Source organism: Parapusillimonas granuli (assembly GCF_013416525.1).
Classification (GTDB): Bacteria; Pseudomonadota; Gammaproteobacteria; order Burkholderiales; family Burkholderiaceae_B; genus Parapusillimonas; species Parapusillimonas granuli.
The window spans coordinates 340,282-354,022 of the sequence record NZ_JACCEM010000005.1; the positions used below are offsets into that span (position 1 = coordinate 340,282).

The following is a 13,741-nucleotide window of genomic DNA, read 5'->3' on the forward strand; positions in this document are numbered from 1 at the left end:
AAAAATTGTTCTTCGTGTTGCGATGCCGAGACGCAAAGGTAGATGACATTTGGTACTCTATAAAGGTCCATTAATTAAATTATTTAGGGTGCCATTATGCGCGAAGTGATTTTGTCAGAGTTTTTGCTGCAAAAACTGGAGCGCAATGGAACCGTATCGCTGGCCCGGCAGCTGTACGACACCCTGCGCCAGCTGATTTTGTCCGGCGATCTGCGCGCAGGCACCAAATTGCCGGCCAGCCGCGTGCTGTCGAAAGAAACCGGGCTGTCGCGCAACACGGTGCTGGGCGCATACGAACAGCTGCAATCGGAAGGCTACGTGGTGTCCACGACCGGCAGCGGCACCTTCGTTTCCGATACGGTGCCTTCCCTGCCCGTGCGCGACGCCGGCCGGACCGATGCCGCGGCGGTGGTGCCGCCGCATCTGGCCTTGTCGCGGCGGGGCGCAGAGCTGGTGCGCAACGCCCAGGCGTCCAGCATGCAGTGGGGCGCGTTCACCCCCGGCGTGCCCGACGTCTCGCTGTTCCCGCACGAGGTCTGGTCGCGCCTCCTGAGGCGGCGCTGGCGCAAGACGGATCCCGGGCTGCTGACCTATTCGCACGGGCCGGGCTACCTGCCCCTGCGGACCGCCCTGGCCCAGCACCTGCGGCTGGCGCGCTCGGTGGACTGCGAGCCGGACCAGGTCGTCGTGACCAACGGCATCCACCAGTCGCTGAGCCTGATCTCGGTCCTGCTGGGCGACGGCAATGAAGTGGCCTGGATCGAGAACCCCGCCTACTGGGGCGCGCGCACCGTGCTGAAGGCCAACGGCATCCGCGTCCTGCCCATAGACGTGGACGACGAGGGCATGGCGCCCAGCGAAGAGCAGATGCAGACGCCGCCGCGCTTCATGTTCGTCACGCCTTCGCACCAGTATCCGCTGGGCACGGTCATGAGCCTGAGCCGCCGCCGCATGCTGCTGGAATATGCGCATCGCAACAACATCTGGATCATCGAGGACGATTACGACAGCGAGTTCCGCTTCGACGGGCGGCCGATCGCATCGCTGCAGGGGCTGGACAGCAACGACCGCGTCATCTATCTGGGCACTTTCTCCAAGACGCTGTTTCCCGGGCTCAGGCTGGGCTTCATGGTGCTGCCCAAGGTATTGAGCGCGCATTTCGGCACGGGCTTGTCGGAGCTGTACCGGGAAGGCCGACTGATCGACCAGGCGGTCCTGGCGGATTTCATGAACGACGGGCACTATGCCGCGCACATACGGCGGATGCGCGCCCAATACGCGCGCCGGCAGGCCCTGTTGCGCGATGCGATACTGGAGCACTTCGGCGCCGACTGGCCCATTTCCACGCACGAGGCTGGGCTGCACCTGGTGATGCACCTGCCCGAAGGCGCGGACGACGTGGGCATCGTGCTGGTGGCGCGCTCGCTGGGCATCGCGGTCAGGCCGCTGTCCCGCTACTACGCCGGGGGCGGCGGCCGGCCGGGCCTGATTTTCGGGTATGCCTGCGTGCCCGACGATGCCATCGGGCCCGTGTTCCAGAAGCTGGTGCCCGCCATCATGCCGGCCCTGGAGCACCTCAGGCGCTCGCGCCAGCAGCAGCCTCGCAGGCCCAGCAGCAACATGATCAACGAAGGCGCCTGGAGCGGCGCATGAGGCGGCGGGCCGGGCCGGCGCCCGGCCACGCAACGGGCGCGGCGCCTAGGCGCCGAGGTCGATGCACAGATACTTCAGTTCCAGGTATTCATCGATCCCGTACTTGGAGCCTTCCCGGCCCAGGCCGGACTGCTTGACGCCGCCGAAGGGGCCGACTTCGTTGGAGATGATGCCGGTGTTGATGCCCACGATGCCGTATTCCAGGCCTTCGGACACGCGCCAGATGCGGGCGTAGTCGCGCGTATAGAAATACGCGGCCAGGCCGAAGATGGTGTCGTTGGCCATGGCCAGGACTTCCTGCTCGTCCTTGAAGCGGAAGATCGGCGCCACCGGGCCGAAGGTTTCCTCGCAGGAGAACTTCATGTCGTGCGTGACGTCGCGAACGATGGTGGGCTCGAAGAAAGTGCCGCCCAGCGCGTGGAGCTTGCCGCCGGTGACGATTTTGGCTCCTTTGGCCACCGCGTCGGCGATGTGTTCCTGGACCTTCTTCACGGCGTCGCCGTCGATCAGCGGGCCCTGCGTCACGCCCGCGCCGAAGCCGTCGCCCGTCTTCATGCCCTGGACCTTGGCCGTCAGGCGCTTCAGGACTTCTTCGTAGACGTCGTCATGCACGTAGATGCGGTTGGCGCACACGCAGGTCTGGCCGGTGTTGCGGTACTTGGACGCCATGATGCCGTCGACCGCGGCGTCCAGGTCGGCGTCGGCGAACACGATGAAAGGCGCGTTGCCGCCCAGTTCCAGCGACAGCTTCTTGATGGTGGGCGCGCACTGCCGCATCAGGATGCGGCCCACTTCGGTCGAGCCGGTGAAGCTGAGCTTGCGGACCACGTCGCTGTCGCACAGGGCGCCGCCGATTTCACGGGCGTCGCCGGTGAGCACCTGCAGCACGCCGGGCGGCACGCCCGCTTCTTCCGCCAGCACGGCAAGGGCCAGCGCGGTCAGCGGCGTCTGTTCGGCCGGCTTGACGATCATGGTGCAGCCCGCCGCCAGGGCGGGGCCCGCCTTGCGGGTGATCATGGCGGCCGGGAAGTTCCAGGGGGTGATGGCGGCGCACACGCCTATGGGCTGCTTGAGCGCCATGAGCCGTTGCCCGGCCTTGGGGCTTTGGAAGACGTCGCCTTCGACGCGCTTGGCTTCTTCGGCGAACCATTCCAGGAAAGACGCGGCGTAGGCGATTTCGCCCACCGCCTCGGCCAGCGGCTTGCCTTGCTCGGAGGTCATGAGCGCGCCCAGGTCCTGCTGGTGCTTCAGCATGAGCTGGGCCCACTTCATGAGAATGACCGCGCGCTCCTTGCCGGTCTTGGCCGACCATGGGCGCAGCGCCGCCTGGGCGCCGGCGATGGCTTCCTCGGTTTCCTTGCGGCCCAGATTGGGGACGGCGGCGATGACGGCGCCCGAGGCGGGGTTGTTCACGCTGATGGAGCTGGCGCCGGCGGGCTGCCACCGCCCGTTGATGTAGCAGGCCTGCCGCAGGAGGTCCGGGCGGTTCAGTGACGGAACCTGTTGTGTCATGGGGAATCCTTGTATGTATGTGTATGGACGGCGGGGCGCGCCCGGCGACGGGCGCGCCCCGGTTCCGGGTTCAGGCGGTCAGGGTGTTGGCCAGGATGTCCAGTGCCCGGTCGAATTGCTCGTCGGGGATGGTGAGCGGATACAGGAAGCGCAGCACGTTGCCGTAGACGCCGCAGCTGAGCAGTATCAGCCCTTGTTCGATCGCCTTGTCCTGCACCTGCTTGACCCGCGCGGCATCCGGCGCGCCGGTGCTCGGGTCGTTGAGTTCGAGGGCCACCATGGAGCCCAGCCCGCGCACGTCGGCGATGGCCGGGCACGTGGCGCGCAGGTCGTTGAGGCGGTTCATGAGTTTCTGCCCCAGCCGGTTCGCGCGTTCGCACAGCTGCTCTTCCTGGATGATGTCGAGCACGGCGTGCGCGGCGGCGACGGCCAGCGGGTTGCCCGCATACGTGCCGCCCAGGCCGCCGGGCGAGGGGCTGTCCATGACTTCGGCGCGGCCCACCACGCCGGAGATCGGCATGCCGCCGCCCAGGCTCTTGGCGATGCACATGATGTCGGCCTGCACCGAATGGTGCTCCATGGCGAACAGCTTGCCGGTCCGCGCAAAGCCGGTCTGCACTTCATCGGCGATGAGCAGGATGCCGTGTTCGTCGCAGATCTGGCGCAGCGCCGTCATGAGTTCGGGAGGCGTGATGTTGAAGCCGCCTTCGCCCTGCACCGGCTCGATGATGATGGCGGCGACCCGCTTGGGATCGATGTCGCTCTGGAACAGGAGGTTCAGCGCCTTCAGGGAGTCGGCCACGCTGATGTCCTGCGTGGCCGTGGGGAAGGGGACGTGGAAGATGTCATGCGGCATGGCGCCGAAGGACAGCTTGTAGGGCGCGACCTTGCCGGTCAGCGCCATGCCCAGCAGCGTGCGGCCGTGGAAGCCGCCGCTGAAGGCCACGATGCCCGAGCGGCCGGTGTGGCTGCGGGCGATCTTCACGGCGTTTTCGATCGCTTCGACGCCGGTGGTGAAGAAGGCGGCCTTCTTCAGCCCCGAGATCGGGACGATGGCGTTGATGCGCTCGGCCAGCGCCACATAGCTTTCATACGGCACGATCTGGTAGGCGGTGTGCGTGAAGCGGTCCAGCTGTTTCGCGATGGCGGCCTTCACCTTGGGATGGCAGTGGCCGGTGTTCAGCACCGCGATGCCGCCCGCGAAGTCGATGTACTCTTTGCCCTCGGCATCCCATAGCGTGGCGTTTTCCGCGCGTTCCGCATAAAAATTGCACATGACGCCCACGCCCCTGGGCGTGGCGATGGAGCGGCGGGTATTCAAGTCAAGGTTTTTCATGGCGATCTCAACAAGTCCGTGAGTTGCCCCGAAAGGGGCGGGAAATCCTGCCGTCAGCAGGCTTTCGACTATTAAAAGGCAAAATGGCCCTATTAAGTAGATCCACTTTCAAAAAAATCATGGTGCCATTATGCCGTCCGGGCTGAAAGTGGCCCGCGTCCCATGTAAAATCATCGCCGGCCGATTGGGGCCGTCCCTTTCTTTTCCGCTCATTTTCTCATGCCCTCTGCCCACGTAGCCGTGATCGGCGGCGGTCCCGCCGGCCTCATGGCGGCCGAAACGCTGTCCCAGGCGGGCGTCCGCGTGTGTGTCTACGATGCGATGCCGTCCGTGGGGCGCAAGTTCCTGCTGGCCGGGCGCGGCGGGCTGAACCTGACCCACAGCGAACCGTTCGACCGCTTCGTGGCGCGTTACCGCGAGCGCTCCCGCGAGGTGGGCGACTGGCTGCGGCGCTTCAATGCCGACGACTTGCGCGCCTGGACGCATGAGCTGGGCGTGGAAACCTTCGTGGGAACGTCCGGCAGGGTGTTTCCCAGCGAGATGAAGGCGGCGCCCATGCTGCGCAAATGGCTGCATCGGCTGCGGGCGGGCGGCGTCGAAGTGCATGCCCGCCATGTCTGGAAGGGCTGGTCGGACAGCGGCGGCGTGCTGTTCGACACGCCCGGGGGCCGGATCGAGCTGCGTCCCGACGCGGTGATCCTGGCGCTGGGCGGCGCCAGCTGGCCGCGCCTGGGGTCGGACGGCGCCTGGCAGGGAGCCCTGTCGGCGCGGCGGGTGCGCATCGCGCCCTTGCGGCCGGCCAATTGCGGCTTTCTGGCCGAATGGAGCCCCTGGTTCAAGGAGCGCCATGCCGGGCAGCCGCTCAAGTCCATCGCCATGGCGCCTCGGGGCGAGCCGATGCGGCGCGGCGAATGCGTGGTGACGTCCGACGGCCTGGAAGGCGGGCTGGTGTATGCCTGGTCGGCGGTGCTGCGCGATGCGCTGGAGCGCGAGGGCGAAGCCTGGCTGTGCCTGGATCTGTTGCCCGACCGGGATCCGGGCCAGGTGCTGGCCGAAGTCTCCCGGCCGCGCGGCTCGCGTTCTTGGTCCAGCCATTTGGCGGGCCGCCTGGGCTTGCGCGGCGTGAAGGCCGGCTTGCTGCGCGAGCGCCTGGATCCGTCGGCCTACGGCCCCGGCATGCTGGCGCAAGCGATCAAATGCCTGCCGCTGCGCCTGACCGCCACGCGGCCGCTGGATGAAGCGATCAGCACGGCGGGCGGTGTGGATTTCCGTTCGCTCGACCGGGACCTGATGCTGCGCGACCTGCCCGGCGTATTCTGCGCGGGCGAGATGCTGGATTGGGAGGCGCCCACCGGCGGCTACCTGCTGACGGCCTGCTTCGCCAGCGGGCGCGTGGCCGCGCAGGGCGCCCTGCGCTGGCTGGCGGCTACTGGTTGTCCACGATGACCTTCAAGGCCTGTTCGCGCGACGCGTTGCCGAACACTTCGTAGGCCTGCATGAAGTCCTTGAAGGCGAACCGGTGCGTGATCAGCTGTTCGGGCTGCAGCTTGCCGGACTCGACGGTCTTCAACAGCATGGGCGTGGTGTTGGTGTTGACCAGCCCGGTCGTGATGGTGACGTTCTGGATCCACAAATTCTGCAGTTCCAGGTTCACGGCCGCGCCGTGCACCCCCACGTTGGCCAGGTGGCCGCCGGGGCGCAGCACGCGCTGGCAGATGTCGAAGGTTTGCGGTATGCCCACGGCTTCGATCGCGACGTCGACGCCGTCCCGGGTTTCCTTGCGGATCGCCTCGACCGCGTCGCCCTGGCCGCTGTTCACGGTATGGGTCGCGCCGAATTTCTTCGCCAGTTCCAGGCGGGCGTCGTCCACGTCGACCATGATCAGCTTGGACGGCGAATAGAACTGGGCCGTCAGCAGCGCCGCCATGCCCACGGGGCCGGCGCCCACGATGGCCACGGTATCGCCCGGCTGGACCTGGCCGTACAGGACGCCGATTTCGAAGCCCGTGGGCAGGATGTCGCTGAGCATGACCAGCGCTTCTTCATCGCTGCCCGCCTTGACGGGATACAGGCTGTTGTCCGCATGCGGGATGCGCACGTATTCCGCCTGGGTGCCGTCGATGAGATGGCCGAGGATCCAGCCGCCGTCTTCGCAGTGCGAGTACATCTGCTTCTTGCAGTATTCGCACTTGCCGCAAGCGGTGATGCAGGAAATCAGCACGCGGTCGCCCTTCTTGAAGTTGCTGACCGCGCTGCCGACTTCCTCCACGATGCCCACGCCTTCGTGGCCCAGGATGCGGCCGGCGGTGACGGCGGGCACGTCGCCCTTCAGGATGTGCAGGTCGGTGCCGCAAATAGTGGTTTTGACGATGCGGACGATGGCGTCCGTAGGCTGCGCGATCGTCGGCACGGGAACCGTCGCGAAGGTTTTCTTGCCCGGCGCCTCATAGACGACGGCTTTCATTTGGGATGGCAAAGCCATGACTGCCTCCTTGTACAACACGAGAAATAGGGGGAGTGTGATAATTCAATTATCATATTCTCACATGAACGCGGCATGCGCGTTGACATTGCGCAAGCGACAACCCGCGCTGCGCGGCCTCTTGCTCAGCTCCTATAATGTCCGCCTTCGAGGAATCAGAGCGGGAGGCCGAATTTTGGCGAAATGGGCGATAGGCATTGACATAGGCGGGACTTTCACGGACCTGGTGGCGATCGAATACGTCAGCGGTGCGCTGCACAGTCTCAAGATACTCACGACGCACACCGATCCCGCCACCGCGGTGGTGGACGGGGTGGGCCGCCTGATGCGCGAAAACGGCATCGCGGCGCGGGACGTGCTGAACGTGACGCACGCCACCACCTTGTTCACGAACGCCCTCATCGAGCGGCGTGGCGCCCGCACCGGCATGCTGACGACCCAGGGCTTCCGGGACATCATAGAGATGGGCAACGAGCGCAAATACGATCTGTATGACCTGCGCCTGGACCGCATCGCGCCGCTGGCGCCCCGGACGCTGCGGGGCGAAGTGGCGGGCCGGCTCGACGCCCAGGGGCGCGAGATCGAAGCGCTCGACGTCGACCAGGCCTTGCGGGTCACCGGCGGGCTGGTGGCGGACGGCGTGGTGTCGCTGGCGGTCTGCCTGCTGCATGCCTACAAGTCCGATGTCCATGAGCAGCGTCTGAAGGCCGCCATCGAGCAGGCCTATCCGGGGCTCGCGCTGACGCTGTCTTCGGAGATCGCGCCGGTGATCCGCGAATACGAGCGCATGTCCACCACCTTGGCCAACGCCTACATCAAGCCGATGGCCCAGGGGTATCTGGACACGCTCGCCCAGCGCCTGCGCGAACTCGGCCTGCGCAGCGAGATCCTGATGATGCTGTCCAACGGCGGCCTGTCGCACCTGGAAGACGCCAAGGCCCACCCCATATCGCTGCTGGAATCCGGCCCCGCGGCCGGCGTCGTGTCGGCCGTGCATCACAGCCTGCGCGAAGGCAAGGGCGATCTGCTGGCCTTCGACATGGGCGGCACCACGGCCAAGCTCTGCCTGATCGAGCAAGGCCGGCCCTCGGTCACCTTCGGCTTCGAAGCCGCCCGGCAGCAGCGCTTCGCCGAAGGCAGCGGCATGCCCATCAGCATCACCACGGTGGACCTGATAGAGATCGGCGCCGGCGGCGGCAGCATCGCCCACCAGGACGAGCTGGGCCTGCTCAAGGTCGGCCCGCAAAGCGCGGGTTCGGAACCGGGGCCGGTGTGCTACGGGCGCGGCGGCGAACAGCCCGCGGTGACCGATGCCAATCTGATCCTCGGCTACCTGAACGGCGGTTATTTCGCGGGCGGCACGCTGCCCATAGACATCGATGCGGCGCGCGCGAGCTACGCCGGGCTGGGGGCCGCGCTGGGCCGCCATCCGGACGACGTGGCATGGGGCGTGCACGACATCGTCGCCGAGAACATGGCGGCGGCCGCGCGGGTGCACGTGGCGGAACGCGGCAAGGATCCCCGCAATTTCGTGCTGGTCGCGACGGGCGGGGGCGGCCCCCTGCATGCCTATTATCTTGCCCGCAAGATCGGGGTGAAGACCATCGTCTGCCCCCCGGACGCGGGCGTGGCGTCGGCGTTCGGCCTCCTGGTCTCGTCGGCGCGCACCGACCGTTCCCGCACGGTCAGCTTCAAGCCGGCCACCGACTCGGTGGCGCAGCTTGAAGACATGTACGCGGCGCTGGAGCGGGAAGTGGCCGCCAACCTGGAAACCCTGTCCGGCAGCTTCGGCCCCTGCGTGCTGCGCCGGCGGGCCGATGGCCGGTTCATCGGCCAGGGCTTCAACCTCACGGTGGACCTTCCCGACGGCCCTTATGCCGGCGATCCGGCCTCGGGCGGGCCGGGCGCGGCAAGCTGGCCGGCGCGGCTCGAACAGACGTTCCGCAAGGAATACGAACACAAGTTCGGGCGCACGCCGCCCAACGTGCCAGTGGAGCTCGTGAACCTGCGCGTGACCGGCCTGGCCGCGCCGCGCCGGCCATTCGAATCGTCCCGGCGCGCGGCGGCCGGCGCGGCGGCGCCGGTGGCGGTGCGCGCGGTGTATTTCAAGGAATCGGGCGGCTTCGTCCAGACGCCGGTCTATCGGCGCGAAACCCTGCCCACGGGATTCCAGGCCCAGGGGCCGCTGCTGGTCGAAGAACCGAGCACCACCCTGGTGGTCGGCCCCCTGGGGCATGTCGAGGTGGCGCCGTCCGGTAGCCTGGTGGTCAGCATTGAGGACTTGCAAGCATGAAAAATCCCGTCGATCCGGCGTCCGACGCCATTTTCCTCGAAGTGTTCTGGACCCGCATCCGCTCGATCGTGACGGAAGCGGCCAAGGTGATCGTGCGCACGTCGTTCTCGACGCTGTCCTCGGAGGCCAACGACTTCGCCGTGGTGCTGACCGATGCGCGCGGCCAGACCCTGGCCGAGAACGCCGGCGCCATCCCGTCTTTCATCGGCACTCTGCCGAAAACCGTGCAGGCCACCGTGGCGGCCATCGGCATGGACGCCATGCGGCCCGGCGACATCTTCATCACCAACAATCCATGGATAGGCACGGGCCACTTGAACGACGTCTGCCTGGTCAAGCCGATTTTCCATGGCGAACGCATCGTCGGCTTCGCCGCAACGACCGGCCACGTGCCCGACATCGGCGGGAAGATCCGCTCCGTCGACGCGCGCGAGCTGTTCGAAGAAGGCTTCCACATTCCCATCATGCATTTCCTGCGCGAAGGCAAGGCCGACGACACGCTGCTGAGCCTGCTGCGCGCCAACGTGCGCACGCCGGACCTCACGGTGGGCGACATCTGGTGCCACGCGGGCGCGGCCGAGCTCATCGCGCGGCGGGTGGCCGACCTGCTTCAGGAATACGGGCTGCACGAGCTCGACAGCCTGGCCGACGCCTTGTTCGACCGCAGCGAGCAGGCCATGCGCAAAGCGATCGCGGCCCTGCCGGACGGCGAATACCGCTACGGCATGGACACCGACGGCTTCGCCGAGCCCTTCCGTTTCAACGTGACCGTCCGCATCGCGGGCGGCGAGCTCGAATGCGATTTCGCCGGCTCGTCGCCGCAGCAGCCCCGGGCCATCAACTGCGTGCTGGCCTACACCAACGCCATGGCGGTGTACGCGATAAAAAGCCTGCTGCTGCCCGATCTTCCCAACAACCACGGCCTGTTCCGGCCGCTGCGGGTGACCGCGCCGCAGGGCTCCATCCTGAACCCGGTGCCGCCCGCGCCGGTCGGGGGGCGGTCGTGCACCGGCCATTACGTGCCCACCGTGGTGTTCGGCGCGCTCTATCCCGTGCTGCCCGAACGCGTCATGGCGGGCGTGGGTTCGCCGGTGTGGATCACCAACATGAACGGCATACGCGAAAACGGCAAGCCCTTCGCCACCGTGCTCTTCTACAACGGCGGGATGGGCGCCACGGCCGGCAAGGACGGCGCCTCGGTCATGTCCTGGCCCAGCAATATCTCCCCCACGCCCATCGAAATCGCCGAGCGCGATTCTCCCCTGCAGTTCCGCTACAAGCGCCTGTGCCCCGATTCCGGGGGGAAAGGCGAATTCCGGGGCGGCCTGGGCGAAGAGATATGTTTCGTCAGCCGGCATACCGGTCCGCTGTCCGTGGTCTTCCTGACCGAACGCATCAAGGTGCCGGCGCCGGGCCTGGGCGGCGGCGAGGAAGGCGGCCGCGGCGCGGTCCTGATCAACGGCCGTCCCATCGACTCGCGCGTGCCGCAGGTATTGCAGCCGGGCGACGAGGTCACGCTGCGCACGCCGGGCGGCGGCGGCTTCGGGCCGGCCGAGCGGCGGGCACAGGCGGCGCGCGACCGCGATCGCGAATTGGGTTATACCTGCGCGTGATTAAAAACACTGATTTCCGGCACATGGGTAATATGGATATGATCGATAGGTATTAGACAAAGCGGGTTGCCGCTGCAATACTGCTTTTCCTCTTCTCCAGCAAGAACTCCCGGCGGTTCGCCCGCCGATCATCGTGGTGTCCATCATGTCTATCGCACGTTTCTTCACGGCCGTGGCGCTTGCCGCCGGCATCGGTCTGGCGGCTCCCGCCTCGGCGTCCGGGTTCCCGGACAAGCCCGTCACCCTCGTGGTCGGTTTCTCTCCCGGCAGCAGCATCGACCTGGTGGCGCGCACCGTGGCCAAGAAACTTTCCGAAAAAATCGGCCAGCCCGTGATCGTCGAGAACAAGTCGGGCGCGGGCGGCAACCTGGCGGCCGACTACGTGGCCCGCGGCAAGGCCGACGGCTACAACCTGCTGGTCGTCGCCAACAGCATCGCCATCAGCCCGGCGCTGTACAAAGACCTGAAGTTCGACGTCAAGAAGGATCTGGCCGCGGTGGCCTACCTGGGCATAGGCCCCGTGATCCTGAAGGTGCGCAAGGACCTGGGCGTCGATACGCTGCAGGAGCTCGTCGCCTACGCGAAAGCGAATCCCGGCAAGTTGAACTACGGCTCTTCGGGCGTGGGTGGGACGCCCCACATGGCGACCGTGCTGTTCAACCAGGTCGCGGGCACCAATATGGTGCACATCCCCTACAAGGGCGGCGCGGACGCCCTGGCCGCCCTGCTGGGCGGGCAGGTCGACTTGCTGATCAACCCCTTGCTGGGCGACACGGCGTCCGACCGGATCAAGTCGCTGGCCATCACCGGCGAGCAGCGTTCGGTGCTGGCGCCCGACGTGCCCACTTTCAAGGAGCTCGGGTATCCCGAGTACGACGTGGGCGTCTATTACGGCATCATGGGCCCGAAGGCCATGCCCAGGGACGTCGTGGACAAGCTGAACGCCGGCTTCAATGAAGCGCTGGCCGACCCCGAAGTGGTCGAGGCCTTGAGCACCCGCAGCGGCATCGTCCTGAAGGCGGGCAGCGCGGAAGACTTCCAGCGCTTCCTGGACAAGGACATCGAGCTCTGGCGCGAAGTCGTCGAGCGCAACAAGAACGTCCTGAACTGAAACATCCTCTGGGGCCCGTCAATGCTGACGGGCCCCAGGGTCTTGCAACGTCGACAGTCCTAGGTCACCGGGGCCGGGTTGAACAGCACCAGCGCATTGTGCAGCTTCCATTGCTCGGCCCAGGTCTTCCTGCGGCCGCTGGCGACATCCAGCATGTACCGGAATAGCTCCCAGCCCACTTCTTCGATGCTGGCCGAGCCGTCGGCGATCTTGCCCGCGTTGATGTCCATGAGGTCGTGCCAGCGGCGCGCCAGGTCGCTGCGCGTGGCGACCTTGATCACCGGGCAGGCCGCCAGGCCGTAAGGGGTGCCGCGCCCGGTGGTGAACACATGCAGATTCATGCCCGCCGCCAGTTGCAGCGTGCCGCAGATGAAATCGCTGGCGGGCGTCGCGGCGAAAGTCAGGCCCTTCCAGCGCAGCTTTTCGCCGGGCGCCAGCACGCCGGCGATGGGCGAGGAACCCGACTTCACGATGGATCCCATCGCTTTTTCCACGATGTTCGACAGGCCGCCTTTCTTGTTGCCCGGGGTGGTGTTGGCGCTGCGGTCCACGTGGCCGCGCTGCAGATAGGCGTCGTACCAGGCCATTTCGCGGATCATCGCCTGGGCGATCTCGGGCGATGCCGCGCGCGCCGTGAGCTGCGCGATGCCGTCGCGCACCTCGGTGGTTTCTGAAAACATGACGCTGGCGCCCGCCCGGACCAGCAGGTCGGCGCAGTAGCCCACGGCCGGATTGGCGGTGACGCCCGAGAACGCGTCGCTGCCGCCGCACTGCACGCCCACCACCAGCTCGCTGGCGGACACGGTCTCGCGGCGGCGCGCGTCCAGCCGCGCCAGATGCCGTTCGGCCTGGCGCATGATGGATTCGACCATGGACATGAAGCCGACATGGGCGTCGTCCTGCAGGCAGACGACGTCGGCCTGCGCCGCCTCGCCGCGCTCGTCCCGCAGGGGAATGGAGCCGGGAGGCAGCAGCCGCTGGGGCTGGAGCTTTTCGCAGCCCAGGCTGACCACCATGATTTCCCCGCCGAAGTTGGGGTTCAGGCTGATGTTGCGCAAGGTGCGTATGGGGATGGCGGCATCGGGCGCGTCGATCGCCACGCCGCAGCCATAGGCGTGTTCCAGCGCCACCACGTCGTCCACGTTGGGAAAGCGCGGCAGCAGTTCGGCGCGGATGCGCCGGACGGCGTGTTCGGTGACGCCGGCCACGCACTGGACGGTCTGGGTAATGGCCAGGATGTTGCGCGTGCCGACCGAACCGTCCGCGTTGCGATAGCCTTCAAAGGTATAGCCTTCCAGCGGGGGCGCCGGGCCGTTCCCGGCGGTGGCCATGGGAAGGCCGTCGAGCCCGCGGGCGCCGGGCATGTCCAGGCGCCGTTCGTGCACCCAGCTTCCGGCCGGCAGGGGCTCGGCGGCATAGCCGATGGGAACGCCGTAGCGCAGGACGGCCGCGCCCTTGTCCAGATCCACCAGGGCGACCTTGTGGCCCTGCGGGACGGCTTCGCGCAGCACGACGCCCGAGGGCAGGGCGGCGCCCGCCGGCAGGCCGCCGTCGTTGGCGACGATCACGACGTTGTCGCGGGCGTGCATCTGAATGGTGAGCGGGCTGGGGCCGGCTGGGGCGGACGGCATGCTGCGGTTCTCCTGCGTAAGCGCGATACCGAATTTGGTAGCGGTACCATTTTATGCCAAGGCGAGTCTTGCGAACGCACTTTTGGTGAAAACCCTAGCAAAGAATCGAT

At 66.9% G+C, this 13,741-nt stretch carries 9 protein-coding genes; 5 read left to right on the top strand and 4 right to left on the bottom strand.

Annotated elements, in window-relative coordinates; all coding sequences use genetic code 11:
* The first annotated feature begins 96 nt into the window (after positions 1 to 96).
* The gene (pdxR, locus tag H0A72_RS11505) at positions 97 to 1,653 is read left to right on the top strand and encodes a MocR-like pyridoxine biosynthesis transcription factor PdxR (protein WP_180155361.1); all 1,557 of its coding nucleotides are present in this window, start codon (positions 97 to 99) and stop codon (positions 1,651 to 1,653) included.
* A gap of 45 nt (positions 1,654 to 1,698) precedes the next feature.
* Here pdxR and H0A72_RS11510 read toward each other — a convergent pair whose 3' ends face one another.
* Both H0A72_RS11510 and H0A72_RS11515 read right to left on the bottom strand, forming a co-directional pair.
* Positions 1,699 to 3,165, bottom strand: a complete 1,467-nt coding sequence (locus H0A72_RS11510; protein ID WP_180155364.1) for an NAD-dependent succinate-semialdehyde dehydrogenase — start codon at positions 3,163 to 3,165, stop codon at positions 1,699 to 1,701.
* Positions 3,166 to 3,235: 70 nt separating this feature from the next.
* The gene (locus tag H0A72_RS11515) at positions 3,236 to 4,501 is read right to left on the bottom strand and encodes a 4-aminobutyrate--2-oxoglutarate transaminase (protein WP_180155366.1); all 1,266 of its coding nucleotides are present in this window, start codon (positions 4,499 to 4,501) and stop codon (positions 3,236 to 3,238) included.
* Between the two features lie 219 nt (positions 4,502 to 4,720).
* Between H0A72_RS11515 and H0A72_RS11520 the strand changes: the two genes are divergently transcribed.
* Entirely contained in the window at positions 4,721 to 5,947 is a 1,227-nt protein-coding gene (locus H0A72_RS11520; RefSeq protein ID WP_180155368.1) for a TIGR03862 family flavoprotein, read from the top strand.
* On the opposite strand, the gene H0A72_RS11525 is transcribed toward H0A72_RS11520, so the two are convergent.
* Positions 5,928 to 6,965 carry a zinc-dependent alcohol dehydrogenase family protein gene (locus H0A72_RS11525; protein WP_180155555.1) on the bottom strand — a complete coding sequence of 346 codons (1,038 nt, stop codon included), beginning with the start codon at positions 6,963 to 6,965 and terminating at the stop codon, positions 5,928 to 5,930. The genes H0A72_RS11520 and H0A72_RS11525 overlap by 20 nt on opposite strands.
* Before the next feature lie 193 nt (positions 6,966 to 7,158).
* Between H0A72_RS11525 and H0A72_RS11530 the strand changes: the two genes are divergently transcribed.
* The 3 genes from H0A72_RS11530 to H0A72_RS11540 all read left to right on the top strand — a co-directional run bounded on the left by H0A72_RS11530 (position 7,159) and on the right by H0A72_RS11540 (position 12,000).
* Positions 7,159 to 9,276 carry a hydantoinase/oxoprolinase family protein gene (locus tag H0A72_RS11530; RefSeq protein WP_246436936.1) on the top strand — a complete coding sequence of 706 codons (2,118 nt, stop codon included), beginning with the start codon at positions 7,159 to 7,161 and terminating at the stop codon, positions 9,274 to 9,276.
* Entirely contained in the window at positions 9,273 to 10,889 is a 1,617-nt protein-coding gene (locus H0A72_RS11535; protein ID WP_180155372.1) for a hydantoinase B/oxoprolinase family protein, read from the top strand. Before H0A72_RS11530 ends, H0A72_RS11535 begins: the two co-directional genes overlap by 4 nt.
* Before the next feature lie 145 nt (positions 10,890 to 11,034).
* A complete protein-coding gene (locus H0A72_RS11540; protein ID WP_180155374.1) occupies positions 11,035 to 12,000 on the top strand; it encodes a Bug family tripartite tricarboxylate transporter substrate binding protein in 966 nt (321 codons plus the stop codon).
* A gap of 59 nt (positions 12,001 to 12,059) precedes the next feature.
* On the opposite strand, the gene garD is transcribed toward H0A72_RS11540, so the two are convergent.
* A complete protein-coding gene (gene garD / locus H0A72_RS11545) occupies positions 12,060 to 13,631 on the bottom strand; it encodes a galactarate dehydratase (protein WP_180155375.1) in 1,572 nt (523 codons plus the stop codon).
* Positions 13,632 to 13,741 lie beyond the last annotated feature (110 nt).